General features: G+C 40.1%; 13 protein-coding genes. 8 read left to right on the top strand and 5 right to left on the bottom strand.

Annotated elements, in window-relative coordinates; all coding sequences use genetic code 11:
- Nucleotides 1-2: 2 nt before the first annotated feature.
- The 3 genes from Q0779_RS10410 to Q0779_RS10400 all read right to left on the bottom strand — a co-directional run bounded on the left by Q0779_RS10410 (nt 3) and on the right by Q0779_RS10400 (nt 3,713).
- Complete coding sequence (locus Q0779_RS10410) at nt 3-1,307, bottom strand: hypothetical protein (RefSeq protein WP_298772330.1); 1,305 nt, start codon at nt 1,305-1,307, stop codon at nt 3-5.
- Nucleotides 1,308-1,484: 177 nt separating this feature from the next.
- Nucleotides 1,485-2,909 (bottom strand): hypothetical protein, encoded by a 1,425-nt coding sequence (locus tag Q0779_RS10405; protein ID WP_298772328.1) that lies wholly within the window; start codon nt 2,907-2,909, stop codon nt 1,485-1,487.
- Nucleotides 2,910-3,101: 192 nt separating this feature from the next.
- Nucleotides 3,102-3,713 (bottom strand): LysE family translocator, encoded by a 612-nt coding sequence (locus tag Q0779_RS10400; RefSeq protein ID WP_298772326.1) that lies wholly within the window; start codon nt 3,711-3,713, stop codon nt 3,102-3,104.
- Between the two features lie 98 nt (nt 3,714-3,811).
- Between Q0779_RS10400 and Q0779_RS10395 the strand changes: the two genes are divergently transcribed.
- The 3 genes from Q0779_RS10395 to Q0779_RS10385 all read left to right on the top strand — a co-directional run bounded on the left by Q0779_RS10395 (nt 3,812) and on the right by Q0779_RS10385 (nt 9,806).
- Complete coding sequence (locus tag Q0779_RS10395; RefSeq protein ID WP_298772324.1) at nt 3,812-4,708, top strand: LysR family transcriptional regulator; 897 nt, start codon at nt 3,812-3,814, stop codon at nt 4,706-4,708.
- A gap of 137 nt (nt 4,709-4,845) precedes the next feature.
- A complete protein-coding gene (locus Q0779_RS10390) occupies nt 4,846-5,289 on the top strand; it encodes a hypothetical protein (protein WP_298772322.1) in 444 nt (147 codons plus the stop codon).
- Between the two features lie 200 nt (nt 5,290-5,489).
- Nucleotides 5,490-9,806: a G8 domain-containing protein gene (locus Q0779_RS10385; RefSeq protein ID WP_298772320.1), complete on the top strand. Its 4,317-nt coding sequence runs from the start codon at nt 5,490-5,492 to the stop codon at nt 9,804-9,806.
- Between the two features lie 47 nt (nt 9,807-9,853).
- Here Q0779_RS10385 and Q0779_RS10380 read toward each other — a convergent pair whose 3' ends face one another.
- On the bottom strand, nt 9,854-11,008 hold the full coding sequence (locus Q0779_RS10380; RefSeq protein WP_298772318.1) for an MBL fold metallo-hydrolase: 1,155 nt from the start codon (nt 11,006-11,008) through the stop codon (nt 9,854-9,856).
- A gap of 269 nt (nt 11,009-11,277) precedes the next feature.
- Here Q0779_RS10380 and Q0779_RS10375 point away from each other — a divergent pair, with 269 nt between their 5' ends.
- From Q0779_RS10375 to Q0779_RS10365, 3 genes are all read left to right on the top strand, one after another.
- Entirely contained in the window at nt 11,278-11,862 is a 585-nt protein-coding gene (locus Q0779_RS10375; protein ID WP_298772316.1) for a GNAT family protein, read from the top strand.
- A gap of 83 nt (nt 11,863-11,945) precedes the next feature.
- A complete protein-coding gene (locus Q0779_RS10370; RefSeq protein ID WP_298772314.1) occupies nt 11,946-13,241 on the top strand; it encodes a dipeptidase in 1,296 nt (431 codons plus the stop codon).
- Nucleotides 13,242-13,399: 158 nt separating this feature from the next.
- Nucleotides 13,400-14,698 (top strand): NCS2 family permease, encoded by a 1,299-nt coding sequence (locus tag Q0779_RS10365; RefSeq protein ID WP_298772313.1) that lies wholly within the window; start codon nt 13,400-13,402, stop codon nt 14,696-14,698.
- A 50-nt stretch (nt 14,699-14,748) separates the two neighbouring features.
- On the opposite strand, the gene Q0779_RS10360 is transcribed toward Q0779_RS10365, so the two are convergent.
- Nucleotides 14,749-15,396 (bottom strand): hypothetical protein, encoded by a 648-nt coding sequence (locus Q0779_RS10360; RefSeq protein WP_298772311.1) that lies wholly within the window; start codon nt 15,394-15,396, stop codon nt 14,749-14,751.
- 308 nt (nt 15,397-15,704) lie between these two features.
- On the opposite strand from Q0779_RS10360, the gene Q0779_RS10355 reads away from it, so the two are divergent.
- Together Q0779_RS10355 and Q0779_RS10350 are read left to right on the top strand one after the other, a co-directional pair.
- The gene (locus tag Q0779_RS10355; protein ID WP_298772309.1) at nt 15,705-16,505 is read left to right on the top strand and encodes a type 1 glutamine amidotransferase domain-containing protein; all 801 of its coding nucleotides are present in this window, start codon (nt 15,705-15,707) and stop codon (nt 16,503-16,505) included.
- Nucleotides 16,506-17,176: 671 nt separating this feature from the next.
- Entirely contained in the window at nt 17,177-19,108 is a 1,932-nt protein-coding gene (locus Q0779_RS10350) for a cytochrome c peroxidase (RefSeq protein WP_298772307.1), read from the top strand.
- Nucleotides 19,109-19,224: the final 116 nt, after the last annotated feature.

Below are 19,224 nucleotides of genomic sequence, written 5' to 3'. Positions count from 1 at the left end.
TTTTAAATATTAGCAATATGAAATAGCAGTATTTCGTATTCTCCGGTATGGAGTTGAGTGGCGACGGTAATTTTTTGTTGTCTAAGACTCACTGAACCAAGGAAAATCTGTGATACTGTGCCTATTCCTTGCAATATGTCATCGGGTTCTATCACTGGAAATATTGGTGCTCTCGATGTCAGGCTTGCAATAGTGTGTAAATTGACAGATGAGGCATAAATGCCTATGCGGTCTTTGTGCTTTGTTGCTGTTCCTTGAAATGCAATCCATGCTTTGTTTGCATTGATTTCGAGCGTTGGATTGCCTACATCGATTATTTTGTCTTTGATATTGTTTGTTTGGGGATCCATTATCGTATCGTGAGTGGCAACCCATAAGAAGTTAGGGAAAATGTTTGAATAAAGGGCTGTATATTTTGATGTGAGCACATCGTAAAAACGCACTAAATTAACCACATATTCCTGTTTGTTATCACTAAAATAACTGGGGCCGCCAAAGGTATACCTATTTGTGCCTGGTGGTAAATATAATGTTGAATAAACACTTTTCAATACATTGGATTGCTCATGTAAATAAATATTTTGCGCATGTGTTGTTTGACTTTCGCCTCTGATAGCAAAATTTATTTTGTTTAATGACATATCCCAGTACTGACTAATATCATTATTATTTGAAGTTAATACCATATTGAGGGTCTGGGATGGAATATCAAATGTAAAAATAGTGTAGATTGTTTTTTCATCTTCTGTTTTTAATGAAGTTAAGAAATAAACCTTGTTTTTATTAATATAGGGGGCATCTAAATTGATGACTTTATTATTTTCAATGATATCACCAGTTTGCATAATGGCGTTTGTTATCCATTCTCCTTGTTTCTGTATTGAGTAGAAAACACCATTTTTTAGGTTATCCAGTTCTGCTGCAAATACTATGGTTCCTTGATACACCATGGGGCCGTTATAGTTGATTGAACCATGGCTCGTAATATTTTTAGAAAAACTGATAAACTTCGCGTTTGAATTGTTTATAGGGGTCGATGGAGTAATGATTGCTTGCAGGGGGGTCCAGCTTGTATCAATCAATTGGCTTAAAAAAATGGCTGGTTGGTTAAATAAAGTGCCTCTGAGTATGATCTCTGTTCCATTATCAGAAAGGTTGGGGCCTTCATAGGTTACATCCTGTTCGCTTGAGGTAATATGTTCTAAGGATAATTGGATCCTATGATCGTGTTCCAAATCATCGGAACGGCAAGCTGTTAGTAAATAAATGAGTAAAAGTGAGCTAATAAAGTGATGTCGTATTTTCATGGTTAGTGACCGCTGCAGTCTTATGTTTTATTGATAATGAAGCCTATTCTTATTTAATATTAGCTTAACTTATGCAGATTATACTGCCGTTTTGCCTGACAGATTTAATGACTATTAAACGCCATAAGCTTATTTATGCACTGTCATTTTTCTCGTTTGTATGTTCTGTAATCGGGTTCAGTTTTGTTCGACGAATGTGTTTTTTATTTGGCTTTCTAGTGCCAGGTAGAAAGCCTCAATGGCGTGTTTGGGCATGCCAAAATACGTATAAAAGTTGTGGCTATTGGGCTTTTTGTTGAATGCGTTAATGATGGCCTTTTTAATATCATCAATCTGATAGGCTTTATCGGCTAAATGATGTTCGATGGCATCATTGGTATAGTTTTTAGTGATAAAAATCACGTTTTTAGGGACGCTCAGCGCAGCGGTGCCCATGGAAGATTGATGCACAATAAACACAGGACTGAGGGTCGCTAAACAATAAGTCGAAATAAGGTGAGGATCCACCAGCTTAATATTGTGCTGTGCGTTGTTATTGCCTATGGCTTCTTGTTCAATGCGGCCTTGTGTTTTTGGATGATAAGTGACTAATGCTTGATATTGGGGCATTTGTGTCATGGCTTTAACGAATTGTATAAAAGCGCTTTGATAACTTTGGGAGGTGTCGCCCGCAAAAATGAGACGTTTTTTAGCTGGGTTAATATTAAGGCGCTTTAACATTTGTTGCTCTGTCGGGCAAGTTGTTGTGAAAGGGCTTTTGGTAACCTGATTAGCATTGGGTATATTCGCTGTCTGTTTATTTTTTTTACCTTGTTTATCTGTGGAGGCGTGGTCGTCAATTAAATGGTGTGGCGGTTGCCATAGCATTAAGGCTGGGCTGCCCACGATATGGATGGCCTTGTGAATGTCTTGGGTTAATTTATTGGGGTTAAAATAATGAATAAATGAGGCTTTAATACGCTGGTTTGGAATGAATAGCGCGGTCAAAGCATGATAATCGAGTTGATGTAAAAAAGGGGTGGTGTAATGCTCTGGGTAGCGCACTTGTGGGTTGTGAGCGTTTGTTTTTACAAAGTGAGGAGGTGCAGGGTAAGGGTCTAAGTTGTCATAATAGGCGATGATACTTGCCTGTTTATGGCTATTGTCATTTTGATCACTATTTCTACTTGCATGATATGTATCATTTTTGTAAGCATTAATGATTTGTGCCAGCGCTGCGCTGGACATGCCCGATACAATGGCATCGGGGGTGAAATCTGCTTGTTTCATTGTATTGAATAAACAATGCAAGCTGCTTTGTGACAATAATTGATTTCGATTGGCGATTAGTTGGTTGTTTTGCTTTTTTGATAAACACTGGCCGGAATGAGTCAAGTTATTATTAAATGAGTTATCGTTAAATAAATTATTATCAAATAAGTCATAGGCTTTACCGATAGCGATCACCTTGTATTGATGATTGGCTGGCATATGATTGATTAAGATATTAACGTTATTGGCATCTCCATAATCAAAACTTAAAAATAAAATATGCTTGGCTGAATTCGCGAAAGCGCTATTTGTACACAAGCTCAATAAGATTAAAGATAAGAGTGTTTTCATTGAATGGGAAGCAGGCTTCTTGTTATGGAACGCATGTTAATCAGTATAATGGGTAACGCTTAAGTGTCATGATAAGGATCGTTTATATTTGATTAATACTATATTCTTATTCAAGCAGTTGATTGTTAATGGTTTTTAAAGTAGTAAAAGGGAGGGTATTCTCCCTATGAGGGTTAATCAATAGGGAGAATACTATATTCGTATTGCAAGTAAACTTCCCAATATGATCAATGTGCCGCCACACAATCGGTTTAGGTGCGTTTTCAATGCATTAAATCTCGTTTTTAAAGGCATGGATGTGAGTAATAGGGTTAAGCAACTAAACCAAATGAAATGTAACATCGCAATATAGACACCATAGCTTAAAGTGAAGTACCATGAATAATCAGGATTTGAAAATAATTGGCTAAATAAACTGATGAAAAATAATACGGTTTTAGGGTTAAGTAAATTACACAAAAATCCTTGATATAAATATTGGAAACAATGTAAGTGAGTTTGAGCCTGCTGAGGCAGGGCAAGTGGAGCCTTAGCTGTAATAATACTTTTAATGCCTAAGTAAATTAAATAGATGGCCCCTAAATATTTAATAATAATGAGTAGTTTTTGATTTTCAGTGACCAAGTAGCTTAAACCCAGTAATGAATATCCAATGTGGATAACGATGGCTAAACTTATCCCTAGTGCAGTCCATAAACCTGCTTTCCTACCTGCATTGAGGCTATTTTTCATCATTAATACAAAATCAGCTCCTGGGCTGATAACAATAAGCAGGCCTATTACGGCAAGACTAATAATGTCCATAGTGTTCCTAAACGTCAAAAAATGAATATCTATGTTATCGCTCGAAAAGAAAAGTTATAATCGATTTATTGTTTATAGAGTGTGAGAAAAGTTCACAGATGAGACATTTAAAAGCATTTCATGTGTTTCAAGTCGCCGCGACAGCGAAAAGTTTTACCGCTGCAGCAAAAATATTACACATTACACATGGTGCAGTCAGTAAACAAATCAAATTATTGGAGGAATACTTAGATCAGGTTTTATTTTATAGACAAGGTCATAGGATGCGATTGACACCTGAGGGCCAATGTTTATATACCTATACAGAAGAAGCTTTTTCTGCGTTAAATAAAGGTATTGAAGTCTTATCTAAGCAGGCACAGTGTATTGATGTCTCTTGTGAGCCTACATTAACGATGCGTTGGCTCATGCCTAGGTTGGTGAGCTTTAATGAAAAACATTCTCATATGAATGTGAGATTATCGACAGCTGGAGGCGCGGTGGTATTAGGGAAGAATGGTACCTCTTTGGCTATTCGTCGAAATGATTTTATTATTCCCGCTGAGTATCAGCAAACACCGTTAGTGGCTGAGTGGGTTGGGCCAATATGTTCAATAGCATATTGGAGGAAAATGGAGTCTAAAGTCGATAATATTACTTTGTTACATAGTCAAACTCGCTTAGATGCATGGTCACAATGGTTTTCTTCTAAAGGGTCCACGATGCAAAATAATGCTCAACAGACTTTTGCTCATTTCTACTTTTGTATTCAAGCGGCTCAAGATGGATTGGGAATGGCGATGGGATCTTATCCTTTTGTTGTTGATGAGTTGAAGCGAGGGAATTTAGTCGCGCCGTTTGGGTTTTCTTTATCTGGGCATGATTATGTATTATTAAGCTTGAAAGAGAATAGTGCACAAAAAAGTGAAATAGATTTGCGCACATGGCTGACTGATAACATGAAAGAATGTGTACCCAGTGAAAAGGAGAAGCGCATTAATCCGTGCAATATTTAGCAAGAAATCAATGGGAAACAATAACTATTTTGAAGTATTATCTTGATTTCAACTATCTGATTATTATTTATAATATGTCGATTATTCGGTAAAGGGATAGTGGCTTTTAGGAAAAAACCATTAAACAAGGAAGTGGTGTGTCTATTTTGCAATCCATCTGGTTGTGCTTGACTGGGAAAACCAAGCCAGCTCAACAAAAAAAGCATCATCAAAATCAATCGGGTTTTAGCAATGAGCAAGTTTATAATAAGACAGCGCTCATTCTGGATATCCATGAAAATCAAGTACAGGCTCAGCCTTATTTAGTTATTGCTATTCATGGTGATATGTTTAAGTTCTCCTTTAATCCGCTGTTTATTGGACAATTAAACAGGATTTCTCCTCTTCAATTGATTGATAAAATATCGAGTCATGCATGTATTCATGTGATTTGTGGTACTGAGGATAACATTACCAAAGCTTATTTAAGTGAACGCTATGTCACTAAACTGACGCAAGCGGGCAAGCATGTTCGCTATGATGGGATTGAAGGCGATCATGCTATTTTTATGCACCCTTTTTGTATTAGCTGCAGTGATTGAACAAATATACTAAGAATAAGCCAAAGTGAAAGCATGTTGTGCTGCTGCAGGTACTAAACTGGTCTTATTGATATTTACGCATAAACTTAACTTGTCTCTGTGATATAGAATCGCTAAAGATAAACGGATCTTAAGTTTATGTAGATAACTTCACAGATACGCAACTTGTCAACATCAACCGTTTTGCAAGGATGAATTCAATGATGAGATCACTTTCACTAATCAGTGCAGTACTTTTGATGTCAAGTTTATGGTTAAGTGGTTGTAATGATAATGAACAAAATACCTTACCCATCGCTCATGCAGGCAGTGATGCTCAAATCTTGTTGGATCATACAGTGCAGCTTGACGGTAGCAAGTCTTTTGATTTAGATGATGATCAACTGGAATATCACTGGACAATTTTAACTCAACCTGAAGGTAGTGTTGCGAGTCTATCAAGTACTGGTGTAGTCACCCCATATTTAAAGGCCGATGCTATTGGTATTTATACCTTTCATCTTGAAGTGTGGGATGGACAAGTGGGGAGTTCAGGGCATTCGTCTCATCCAGCAGCACGCAGTATTAATGAAATAGACCTTGCTTCGCAAGTTAATACCAGTGGTGCAGCGCATATTATGACTGTGAATGTCGTCGAAGCTGGTGGTGCATGTTGTTTGGAAAATCAATTTCATATCAATACCATGGCTTGTAAAAATATTGACTCATTTGCTTGGAAAAATATCACCCAATGCCCAGCCGATGCCAATGGCATTATTCACATCTCTAATGATAACAATGCAAGTTGCCAATATGCCTATATTGATAAGACTCAAAGCACATTGTCTTTGGGGAAGGTGAATATTGGTGTTGGTGGGCGATTAGTCGTGTTAGATAAAAATCAAACATTAACAGCTGAGACGATAAGGATAAACGGTGGTAGTGATGATCATCTTCCAAAGGGGCAGTTAGTGATAGGGACAGAACATTGCCCAATAAGAAATGTGGGATCGCAATTAACACTTGAATTTACAGGTACTCGACCTAGCGATGGCAGTGCTGATATCCTCGACGGTAAAGGTATTTTTGTTGGTGATAAGGGGGAGCTATTGATGGTTGGTAGCAAGGGCGTTGTTGAAGGTGATCCTACCGATAATAATGGAACAAAGAGCTGGACTTATTTAAGCAAAGCGGCTGGACCTGCTCGATTTAGTGCAACAAATGGCGTTGCCGTGCCTGTACCTGCCCAGGCTGCAGATACGACATTGACATTATCTCGAAGTGTTGACTGGGCAGCGGGTGATTGGATTGTGGTAGCGGGTACGGGCTTTGCTTCCGATGAGAGTGAATTTGTGCAAATTGCGACCAATGATAGTAGTAGCGGCATCAGTATTCTTACCTTACAGAGTATCACCCCATTGAAGCATTATCATTTTGGCAGCCTAGCCCCCAGCACGGAACCACTGCCAAAAAGTACCCTGTGTAATGGCGTGATGTTAGAAGGTGCGGCAAATGTGACAGGCTTACCCAGTAGTTTTTGTGATAGTGCAGAGCGCAATTATGGTATTGATGAGCGTGCAGCCGTTGGACTTATCAGTCGCAGTATTAAATTAACCAGTGATGCCCTAGCGACGGGTCCAAACGCGCACTATGGTGGGCAAATAAAATTGCTTGCAAATTACGATACGGTGAATATAAAAGGAGTGGAAATTGAAAAGTTTGGTCAAGATGTTAAGCAAACTATTAACGGTTTGGATATGAGTGCTTATCCTCTTCATTTTCATATGATTGGTGAGGTTAAGAATAATACGACGTTGATCAATAGTAATAGTATTCATCATAGTTATAATAAATGTGTGACGGTTCATATGACCAATAATGTCAATATTGAGCATAATATTTGTGCTCGCGCGATTGGTCATAGTTTTTATTTAGAAAGCGGTAATGAGGTCGATAATACCTTTAAATATAATCTTGCAGCAGGGGCAATGGCGACGGAGTTTATGCCGAGTATTGATGAGAATCAATTTTGGCTGGGAGATTATCTTGCCAGTATTATTCACTACGACGGCATCAATGTGACGACAACCACTAATGGTGCCACCCCTGTGGCTGTACCACCAGGTTCACAGACCTTTGTGAATGTTAATAAAGTAGAAAGTACTAACCCTACGGGGTTTTGGATCTCCAGTCCTGGAAACCGTTTTGACAATAATCTTGTCGCAGGTTGCCAATTACAAGGTCGAGGTTATTGGATATTACCTGAAACCAGTGCCGTTTTGCACACGCCATTAACTAGCTTTGAAAATAATCGTGTACATAGTTGTTATAATGGTCTTGATACCGCAGCTGATATGGGCTCTATCGGTCAAAATTTTACACCCTATGAAAACGGCAAGAATGCCGTCGCTGTGTTTAATAACGTTACCGCAACGCGAAACCGTAATCGTGGGATCTGGCTAAGGCCTAATTGGTATCATGTCAGTAATGGGCGTCTTGCCACCAATAGAGACAGTGTGTCACTGGTGTCAGCCGGTGGCTCAGAAGGCTCTCCACCAGGTGAATGGTCCTTATTGTCAGATGCGGTTATTGTTGGTGTATCGCAAAATAACCCTGAACGTTTTGGACCTTGTCCGCAGCAAGGAGGAGATGGCACATGTTATGGCATGCAAGGAAAAGGGGCCAATGCGATACCCACAGCATCTTGGAATTTTGCGGGCTTTATGTTCTATGATGGCCCCGCGCGATTGGAAAATAATCGTTTTGTGAATTTTTTAGTCGATCCCACCGATGGCTTTAATGCAACAACAAATAAACTGCCAGCGCAGTCATTGCTGACTGTGGCTGACAATACTTACCTTGTTAATTATAAAAGTAAGGCACCGGGGCAAACGTTGCCACCTTATGAAGGTGATGCGGCCATGGGCTGGTTTCAATCCAATGTGAATAACTACCCACCGACACAATATAGTCGAGCCAGTATTTTTGAAAATGTTGATTTACGCCATCAGGTGTACACTGAAGAAGTGAATTTATCATTATTTGTTGATGGTGATAAGAATACCGTTATTCTTGATCATGATGGCACATTATCGGGCTATAAAGTGGTCGATGATGCTGGTAATGATGTGCTCGGGAAATACCCTATCTCTTTAAATAACTTAGCGTTTAATGGGTCACCCTATTCAGTTGATGAATGTTTGGCAACAGGCGCACAGGATAAAATCATTGAAAATCGTGCCAGTGCGTTGATGAGCCCTCAGAGTTTTGCAACGTTGGAATTCACTGCATGGGATCCGACTTTTTCGATTACGGGTCCCAATCCAGAGTTAAATTTGGTGAAAAAATTTCCCATTACTTTTATCAAAGATGCTCAAGATTATATAGGTTCTACAAGCTCATATGCGCCTACGGATGCGCATTATTCCATGACACTGGTTGGTCGAAATAATACGCAAGTACGAGAGCCTAAGGTGATGAATGGTATGGGTTATACATTACATTCGACTCAGGAATGTACAGAAGTAGGGGCACATACTGTGAAGGGGCAAGCTGTGCCACTGATCGCGCCTCCTTCAGCCTTACCTCGTTATGTGTCTATGGGGTTCACTGATGCGACGTCTGAATTTAATCATGATGGCAGTTGGAAACGGCCGTTTAGAATACGGGTCGGTCTGTGTTATAAAACCCAAAAAGGTCCGAATGTGTCTGCCATTGTTCCAAGTGATTTTTTTGAAGTGAAAAAAGGCCGTAAAAGCTATGGAGGGCCTACTGGGCCAACCGATCCAAGTTGGAAACCGATATCAGGTTGTAATAATCTAGCTTTTACTGATGTCAATAACTTTGACGCTGCGGGTGGTACCGATCCTAATAATATTCAACCAGGTTGCCCTGGTACGTTAGATCCTGTCAATGATAAGGTCAAAACCTTAAGTCAAGCTCCCTCATGGAGTGAATTTATCCACGAAGACAATGATGATCAATATTATTGGTGGGATGGGAGTAAAGGTATGTTATTTTTCTATATTGAACAGAAACAGCCCAATTTAACGGGCGGGACACCGCTTGCTACATGTGGACCTAATGGCACTGGTGGAGCGATGTGCGATCTTGCTAATGATTTCTATCCCTGTCCTGCAGAAGGTTGTGTGTTATATACCGTTCGAGTGGTGGATGATGGGGCTATGCCAATTAAATATGCGCCCACAAAAGTCGGTAATGATTATGGCGCGACAGCGTGTGATGATGTATATAACTCCACTTCTGGCAGAGACTATACTCAGTCTTATCCGCCTAATGAGACGGTAAACTGGGCTTCTCATAAACTGGCATTAATCGATGGGACTGTTTTGAAGGAGGCTGATATTACTGCAATAGCAGATAATGAAGGCAGTTTTTATTGCACTACAACGCCAACCGCGCCAGCTCCAACCTGTGCGGTGCCTGCTGCTAATGCGAGATGCCATAATAATTTTCCTCATAATACAACGACAACGATCGCTCCTCATTGTGCGGTGAACGCACTGAGTCTAGAGTGAATGGAACATCAGTCGATTTTGTATCAAGGTGAAATTGGCTGATGAGATTATAATTGGGTGTGCTCCCCTTCATTCATAATATATATTGGCACATCAGACTCCAGCGTTTTGTGCATGTGCAATAAACGGTAAAGGGCTGAATGGGAACTGTGATCGCCCATTTGCCAACTGGCATTACCAAAGCCCCAAGGGATCATCACTTTACAGTTTAATGTTTTGGCGGCTGCAAGCGCATCTTCTGGTGTGGTATGCACATAACGATACCAATTTCCATGCTCTTTATGGTAATAAGAAGCGATAGGCAGCAGACAAATATCCATATCGCCATAGGTGTCTTGTATCGTGCTAAAGTGAGGCGAGTAACCCGTATCGCCCGCAAAAAATAAGCGTTTTCCTTGGTATTCAACCACCCAGCCTCCCCAGAGTGTGGTGTTATCGTCTTCATATAGGTAGGGGACCCAAATACGGTTACTAAAATGATGGGCAGGAACAAAATGAAGAGTCAAATCGCCTCGTTGTATGCTCGAAAACCATGCCATTTCATTGATTTTATATCCCTTATCAGGAAAATGGGCTGCAAGCCCTAAAGGCACAACATATTCAGTATTTTGACCTAATAGAGCAATGTCATCTTTATTAAAATGATCATAATGAATGTGTGAATACAGCACCAGATCGGTTTGCGCTAATTCAGCTTGAGTTGGCCAGTAAGGCAGTTGGCGATTAAACCCTTCTTTCAGCCAAAAAGCCCAATTCACAGGCCAGTCGAATTGCCCACTGACGGGATCAAATAATAATTGACTGCCATTCGGGCTGCGAATGAGAAAGCTGGCATGGCCTAACCATTGTACATGAAAGCCTAAGTCCAATGCGGGGGGATTTTGCTTACCGATAAATTGACATTGTTGGCTATCCGCTTCGCATGTGATTTTGGGGGATTTGGGGTAACAATGGTCGGTACAGTTTTGAGGGTACTGTGGCTTTTTAGGGTATAGATTTTTAAACCTCTTCACAGAGACATTCATGTCTTGATAAGACAGAACTGACTGGGGTTGAATGACTTGTTGAACGTTATTATGCGTGCCGCATGCGCTGAGAATGAGACAGCCAAAACCAATAATGAGATAGTGCATTCCTTTCCTCTTAACTTTTCCTTGTTGATGGTTAATCGATGGTTCTTTGCTCAAGTATTTGTGTTTCATGTTAACACCTATAGTTAATGCAGTCGCTCATTGTTCAGTTTTTATGCCGTTTCTGAACCTCTGTTTGCTGTTGGCTATGATTGTTACACATTCTGCACATTAGCTTATGTGGCCATTTTCACGAAGCTGTGCCAAGGGTGTTCAAACAATCAAAATTGAAAAAAAGGCCCATTGAATGGGATATTATGCCTAAGTGCTAAGTCGTGTTGTGCTGTTTTTATGTTAATATTCATTGATCTGCTGTTTGAATGATCTCAATGAGGAAAATAATGAGCTGGTTGAACCCTGTCAATCTAGTCGGACAATATGTATCACTTGAAGTATTAACAATGGACCACCTTGATGGATTAAAAGAGGCTGTTTTAGATGGTGAGTCTTGGCGGTTGTGGTATGCCAATGTGCCTTCACCAGAGACGATGTCGCAATATATTCAAAAAGCCATCATGAGGGCAGAGGAAGGGGAGCTTGCCTTTGCTGTAAGGTGTTTGCAAACCCAAAAGATTGTGGGGACCACGCGTTATTATCACGTGGATGCAAAGAATAAACGCGCACGCTTAGGTTACACTTGGTATGCGCAATCAGTGAGAAAAACGCCCATTAACACTGAAAGTAAATTTTTATTATTACAGCATTTATTTGACAATCATAAAGCAATGGCTGTTGAGTTTCGAACCCACTTTTTTAATCAAGCCTCAAGAAAAGCCATTGAGCGACTTGGCGCGAAACAAGATGGTATTTTACGTTGCGATCAAATTATGCGAGATGGCTCCATAAGAGATACAGTGGTGTATTCTATTTTAGGAACAGAATGGGGTGCGGTGAAGAATAATTTGCGAAGTAAGCTCAACCGCTAATTTGATGGAATGATATCTCTTTTGACAGAAGGAAATGACAAAGATAAAGTATTGAAAAATAATAACCTATAAATTACTTTTACATGACTAAATTAACAAAAAATATACGCACCATCTTGCCAGAATATTCTATGATGACATCGACAAAGTCAAAAACACGCCAGTTTGTTAAAGGGATAACGGCTTTTATTTTTCTGGCGAGCGTATCGGCATGTCAACATAATGCGACTCAGTCGCCAACAGATCTTGCTGTACAAGCGAAAGCCAATGACATCGCCCAGCAATATTTAATTGCGGATACGCATATTGATGTGCCGTACCGTCTTGATGATCACTTTGAAGATGTGAGTGAACATACTGAAAACGGGGATTTTGATTACCCAAGAGCGGTGGTGGGCGGCTTAAATGCCCCTTTTATGTCTATTTATACGCCATCATCACTGGAGGGAACGGGTAAAAGTAAGGCGTTAGCGGATGCTTTGATTGATAGTGTTGAAGCTTTAGTGAAAGCCTCACCCCATAAATTTGCATTAGCCTATTCTACGCAAGAATTACAAGATAACTTTGCTAATGGATTAATTTCTTTTCCAATGGGAATGGAAAATGGCAGTCCTATCGAAGGGGATCTGGCCAACCTCAGTCATTTCTACGATCGTGGAATTCGTTATATTACGCTTGCCCATGCTAAAGCAAATCATATTTCAGATTCATCTTATGATACTGAGCGACCTGCTCATGGTTTGACTGATTTTGGCAAGGTATTGGTGCAAGAGATGAATAATTTAGGGGTTATGATCGATGTATCGCATATTTCCGATGAAGCTTTTTATCAAGTGATGGACTTGAGTCAAACACCAGTGATCGCCTCTCATTCATCTGCAAGGCATTTTACCCCTGGTTTTGAACGTAATATGAGCGATGACATGATCAAGCTATTGGCTGAGAATGGCGGGATCATTCAAATTAATTTTGGTTCGACCTTTATTTCACAGCAGTCTATTGACAGTTATGAGGCGTATAAAAAAGCGAAAGCAGCGTTTATGGCTGACAATAATGTGCTTGAGGGCAGTGAGTCTATGAAAGCGTTTAATAAGGAATACAATAAACGGACGCCATTTGCATTTGCGACCTTGAATGACGTGTTGGATCATTTTGATCATGTGATCCAATTAGTGGGGGTTGAGCATGTGGGTATTGGCTCCGATTATGATGGTGTCGGAGACAGTTTGCCTGAAGGCTTAAAAGATGTGTCGAGTTATCCGCATTTAATTGCCGGCTTTTTAACGCGGGGATACAGTGAGTCGGATATCGAGAAAATCTTGTCCGGTAATTTACTTCGAGTGTGGCAGCAAGTGGAAGCGTATGCGGCGACTCATTAGTTAATATGTTCAATGGGTTAACATTAAATGATGTGATGCTTATTATTTGAGCTCTGCATCATCGGATATTGTTGTACACACATGGCTGTGCACTCATGCTTGAACACGGCACAGTAGCACAATGACGACGTGTTAAAAATGAAGTACAAGGACAGACTATGACAGGTTTTTTGGATCGAGTATTTAAACTAGGCGCACACCATACCACGGCTCGAACTGAAATGATTGCCGGTGTGACCACTTTTTTTACTATGGTGTATATCATTTTTGTTAATCCGCAGATCTTAGCCGTTGCGGGGATGGATAAAGGAGCCGTATTTGTCACGACCTGTTTAATTGCAGGCTTAGGTTCGCTTTTAATGGGATTGATAGCGAACTTGCCTATCGCCTTAGCACCGGCAATGGGATTGAATGTTTTTTTTGCTTTTGTGGTGACTTTAAGCATGCAATATAGCTGGCAAGTGGGTATGGGAACCATCTTTTGGGGCGCATTTGGGGTTTTTCTGTTAACGTTATTTCGCATTCGATACTGGATTTTAAACCATATTCCCGTTTCATTGAGAATAGGGATCATTAGTGGTATTGGTTTGATGATAGCCCTGATGGGATTACAAAATATGGGCATAGTGGTGAAGCATGAAGAGACAATGCTCACTTTGGGGGATCTCAGTGCCACCTCGAGTTGGCTGGGGGCTTTAGGTTTTTTTATCATTGTCTGTCTTTCATCAAGAGGCATTCATGCTGCGGTATTGATTTCTTTGTTTGTGATCACTTTGATGAGTTTTTTAATGGGAGAGGTGCAATTTCATGGTCTCTTTTCATTACCACCAAGTTTGAGTCCTGTATTGGGTCAGTTAGATCTGGTTGGTGCGCTTCGTCCTGAATTGGCAGGGATTATTTTTTCTTTCATGTTAGTGAATTTGTTTGACTCAACGGGAACCTTGGTTGGCTTAACAGACAAAGCGGGGTTAATTCAGGGAAGTAAAGGTCAAAAACAAATGAAAAGGGCTTTATTTGTCGATAGTTCATCGTCAATGTGTGGTGCTGTAATGGGGACTTCTTCAGTGGGTGCTTATATTGAGAGTGCATCAGGTATTTCAGTTGGTGGCCGTACGGGATTAGTTGCTATTGTTGTTGGCATATTGTTTTTATTAGCTATTTTTATTTCTCCATTAATTCAGATGGTGCCGATTTATGCGGCGGCTGGTGCATTAGTGTATGTGGGTATATTGATGGTGGAAGAACTGGCAAAAGTTAAGTGGCAAGATATTACTGAAGCGGCTCCAGCCTTTGTGACAGCGATAATGATGCCATTCAGTTTTTCCATAACCGATGGTATTGCTTTGGGATTTATGAGTTATGTCATTATAAAATTAGGCTCAGGTCGTTATAAGGATCTTAATTTGTGTGTTTGGGGCGTCGCATTGGCATTTTTAATTAAGTTTCTCTGGGTTTAATCAATCTTAACAAACTCAGGTTGAGCTTGTTAAGATGAATGTCGGCTCTGCTACTCGTTTAATGCCATACTGGCGTATTCTTCCCATGAAGCAACACAGGCATAGGTTTCATCAGAGCAATCGGACATTAATCTGATCTTATTGAAGGTGAGGCTATCTAAATGGGGGGCTGCGAGTGCTTTATTCTCAGGAATGTCACTATCATTGCCATAAAATAAACTGATATGGGGGGAAAAATTGTATGTACCCTCATTGTCTAAGGCATTGTTTGAGATTTCATAGAGGTTTTGGAGTTGAGTATTATTTTCCATTTGGTAATAAAAGCGTTTGAAGAAGTCTGTGCCCCATTGGGTGCCAATAATATTTGCTTGGGTCGAGTCACTGTTGGCAAAGGCGGTATTAAATTGATTAATGAGGGCCCGCTTAGGTAAATAGGTACTGCCACAAAAAAGGGTGATATGTGCATCGAAAAAGGGACAGCTAGTATCCTCAATGTTCTCTTTGACTATGGCATCGAGTGCGGCTTGACCTTCCGTATTAGGTGAAAGCCAAACACAAAAAGGCAATTTAGTTTCAGTAGGGAAAAACTCAGGATTATTTAAATCACTGCCCATTCTGGTCCCTAATATTGATGTGCTATTTTGGCCATAGGATGTAGCACAGACCGACATGAACAATAGGCAAGGATATAGGAGCATTTTAATCACATTTTTGTTGTGAGAACCAATAAGCTGATCTATTTTGTTGTGTCGATTAATGAGTATGCGCATATGAAGATTTGATAAAGATGAAACCTTGAGAATAAAATGAGTATAGTGAAGGCGATGAAAAGTGCAGGTAAATTTGATAATCGAATTTACCTTTAAGAGGTTTAGGTTTATCAATAAATTATCTATGTCGAATAAATTAGGTATGATTATTGTTTAGTGATATAAAGTGCTTTTATTGGAGCACTAATATTTGGAGCATTAATATGCTGATGTATTAGTGATTATTAAGGAATAGAATGAAAAATTTATCTAAGATTTTATTTGCCACGGCGAGCCTTTTCTCATCACTGAGTTATTCTGCAGAGATCCACTCTGATTTATCATCGATAGCCGCTAAGAAAATATTAATTATCACCTCTAATAGGCTTGATATGGGAGATACCGAGAAGCACGATGCCCGTAATAATTTATGGGAAGTGGCTCCCCCTTTTCATGTGTTTAACAGTCATGGTATAGAAGTGGATTTTGTTTCACCTAAAGGTGGAAAAGTCGAATTTATGATGGATCCGCTCGGGATCAGCAGTTATGCCATTAAGTATGAAGGTTTTTTGGATAAAACGGCAGCGACAATGTCACCGAATTCGATTAACCCTAATGATTATTGGGGAGTGTATATTGGCGGAGGTTATGGCCCTTTATTTGATGTCGCATCCAATAAAAAGTTACAGCATATCATTCGTGATATTTATGAATCAGGAGGGATTGTTGGCGCTGGTGGCCATGGCGCTGGAGCGTTTGCCAATGTGAAATTGTCCAACAATACCTTTCTCGTAAAAGGTAAGAAAGTCGCTGGTTTTCCTAATAGCACAGAAGTGAGTAAGTCATGGGCTAAGCAAGGGACTTTATTGCCTTTCATGGTTGAAGAGCAACTGAATAAAAATGGGGCGCTTGCACAAAATAAACAGACGTTAACAGATAAACATCAAGTAGTGATTGATGAGCGGATTGTTTCCACGATGTTTTTACCGTCAGCAGCATTAGTCGCAAAAGAAATGATTTTACTTCATGATAATAAATTAGTGCCTGTTGAGCTTTGATGGCTGTTTTTGCAGCCATTTGAGGTTTAAGTTTCACTTTTAGATAAGCACTTAATAGGGGGCTTATAATTCAAATAGCCACGTATTGCGATAGAGGAATATAGGTTTATTTGATTGCTATTCCAGTACTCATTTCATTTTTCGTTTTATAGATTACCAATCAATGATAGGGCATTCATTTTAAAATAGGAATGCCCCCTCGTCTAACGTTCATTTTTGACTTTCTTGACTATTTAACCTGAACTCTGGATAAGCAGCGCCGCTTAATACCGCTATTTTTGCCCCTATCTGTGTTGTTTTTTCTACTAATAGCCAGCTATTAGATACGAAATTCCGCCTTGATATCGACAAAAGTTTCAGCATTAAGCCAAATATGAAAATAAAGAATAAGCAGAACAAAATTAAGCTGTTGACTTTAAATGAAGTATTGAGATTATCTGACACTCATTATCCCGAGTTCAGGTTATTAACCCTGATTGCGCCGCTTTATGGTTAGCGATGATCCTTTAATCGTGTCGTTAAGCTTGTGTAATGGTTTGGTGTGGAATACTCCAAAATATGAGTTATTGCATTTTAATTGTTTGCAAAGGTTTTGTTCTGTGTAAACAACCTGAGGGTTGGAAGGCTGATTGCAATAACACGATAATAATAATCTAGAGAAGGAATGCTGTGTGAAACAATTAAAGTATTCGCTGTTAAGCTATTTGGTTTTGCTATTAGCGGCTTGTGGTAGCGGTGATGATACCTCTGGTTCAGAGCCTAATTCTAGTGACATTGGTGGATCTCATTCTGATACTATTCAACCGAGCCCCGACCCTATTGGTGATGACGAGACAGATCCAGATTTAACCTCGTTAACGGTACCCAAACAACTTATTGCCAATGCCTTTTCTGGCACCAGTATCGGTTTGTCTTGGTTATCAACGGGAGGCAATGTCACTATTTACCGTGACAATAAGAAAATTGCTGAGACGAGGGAGCACTTTTATGTGGATGACAATTTGACGGTGGATACTCGCTATCGTTACTCAGTGTCCACAGGAAACGTAAAAAATCAGCATGAAACGGCGAATGTTGTGGCTAAAACATTAGTGAATGAGACGAATGACGGTATGATTAATGGTGCTGGAACTGACATTCTTAATGATCTGCTGATGAATTTTCCAGCGTGTAATATAAGTAGTGAGAAACAAACTGCTGTGGATGTTGCCGATAGCGATTTAGATGCGTGTTTAGGTGAAATGCTCACTTTCAATAATATGGCGACACAATTAGAAGATTTGCGCGCGTATGCGGCTCGGGTTAGGCGTGAGCAATCTCCAAATAAGGTCGAGCTAGGGATGCGCTTATTTCATAATAAGTCACTGAGTGCAAATGGCGATACGGCGTGCTCTTCTTGCCATCACCCAGCAGTAGGATGTGGCAGTGATAAGCTCTCTATGCCAATAGGACTCAATGCGGCAGTACCTGATTTATTGGGTGTTGGCCGGACTGATGAGGTTAACAGTATTCCTATTGTGCCACGCAATTCCCCTGCAATTTGCAATACATCGCTTTGGAGCCAAGGATTATTTTGGGATAATAGAGTGGTGTTACAAGACGGAGAGCTGAATACAGAGTTTCAAGATGTGACTCATAATACCCTTGATACTGTGGGTGGTAACAATACGCTCACTTTGTTGATGGCGCAGGCACATTTTCCTGTTACAGCTGCACCTGAAATGGGTGATATCCTTGATTTTGGTTATGATGATACAGATCAAACACAGCACACTGAGTACCGTGAAAATGAGTTGGTCAGTCAACTAGACTCAGAAAGTTGGCAGGCATTATTTACTGCCGCGTTTGGTGATCCCAGTATTCATTATTCTCGTGTGGCTGAATCTATTGCCGCTTATGAATCGGTTCATTTGTTTATTGATAATCCATTTTTTGATTATGTCGATGGTCATTATGATGCTATCGATGATGATGCAAAAAGAGGGGCCATTACCTTTATGTCAAATCGTTCAGGTTGCACGTTTTGTCATTCTGGCGCCCTGTTTAGTAATGAGGAGGTGTCAGCTGGAAATTACCCGCAAATTGGCATTGGGACGGATGCTGATGGCAGTGGTGCTGATATTGGTGCAATAGGTCCACTTCCCAGTACTGATTTATCTTTAGCTCCCAATACGGTTGGCTTCTTTCGAACGCCTTCCTTGCTAAACGTGGCAATAACGGGCCCTTGGGGGCACAATGGTCAATTTGGTTCATTGAAGCGTAATATTGAGCATTATCGCGATAATGCTGCCTCCATTGCACAATATTTTGAAAGTGAAGCCATGTGTAAACTTGAGCAATTTAAAACATTAGCACATTGCGCTGAACTCTTGGCACCAAAGGGTTTGATGCATTCGATGGCCATTTTTAATGGTAATGAGAGCTTCCTTCAGGACATTAACGATGCTGAAGTGGCCTTGATGGTGAAATTCTTAAAGACCTTAACGGATCCCGATGCGGCAAATACGCAATCAAATGCCATTCAAGCTTTAATTCCCGTTCGCGATGGTGGCCCTGATGGTCATCAACTCGATGCCATTGATATTAATGGTAATGCGTTATAAGTGTGTGAATGAAAATAATGCTGCTTTAGTGATAAAAGTCTGGTCCAACAAATACAGTAAACAATTTATTGGATATGTTTACTGTATTGACCTGATGCAATAAACTGGAATAAGAC

It is taken from the genome of uncultured Shewanella sp., assembly GCF_947491715.1.
Taxonomy (GTDB): domain Bacteria; phylum Pseudomonadota; class Gammaproteobacteria; order Enterobacterales; family Shewanellaceae; genus Shewanella.
Note: the sequence above shows the minus strand (reverse complement) of the source record. Positions and strands in the feature narration are given on the sequence as shown.

Coding starts and splice junctions, on each gene's coding strand:
- Q0779_RS10380 (WP_298772318.1), bottom strand. CDS start 11,008: ATGAAACACAAATACTTGAGCAAAGAACCATCGATTAACCATCAACAA.
- Q0779_RS10400 (WP_298772326.1), bottom strand. CDS start 3,713: ATGGACATTATTAGTCTTGCCGTAATAGGCCTGCTTATTGTTATCAGC.
- Q0779_RS10395 (WP_298772324.1), top strand. CDS start 3,812: ATGAGACATTTAAAAGCATTTCATGTGTTTCAAGTCGCCGCGACAGCG.
- Q0779_RS10410 (WP_298772330.1), bottom strand. CDS start 1,307: ATGAAAATACGACATCACTTTATTAGCTCACTTTTACTCATTTATTTA.
- Q0779_RS10370 (WP_298772314.1), top strand. CDS start 11,946: ATGACTAAATTAACAAAAAATATACGCACCATCTTGCCAGAATATTCT.
- Q0779_RS10375 (WP_298772316.1), top strand. CDS start 11,278: ATGAGCTGGTTGAACCCTGTCAATCTAGTCGGACAATATGTATCACTT.
- Q0779_RS10360 (WP_298772311.1), bottom strand. CDS start 15,396: ATGCTCCTATATCCTTGCCTATTGTTCATGTCGGTCTGTGCTACATCC.
- Q0779_RS10405 (WP_298772328.1), bottom strand. CDS start 2,909: ATGAAAACACTCTTATCTTTAATCTTATTGAGCTTGTGTACAAATAGC.
- Q0779_RS10355 (WP_298772309.1), top strand. CDS start 15,705: ATGAAAAATTTATCTAAGATTTTATTTGCCACGGCGAGCCTTTTCTCA.
- Q0779_RS10365 (WP_298772313.1), top strand. CDS start 13,400: ATGACAGGTTTTTTGGATCGAGTATTTAAACTAGGCGCACACCATACC.
- Q0779_RS10385 (WP_298772320.1), top strand. CDS start 5,490: ATGATGAGATCACTTTCACTAATCAGTGCAGTACTTTTGATGTCAAGT.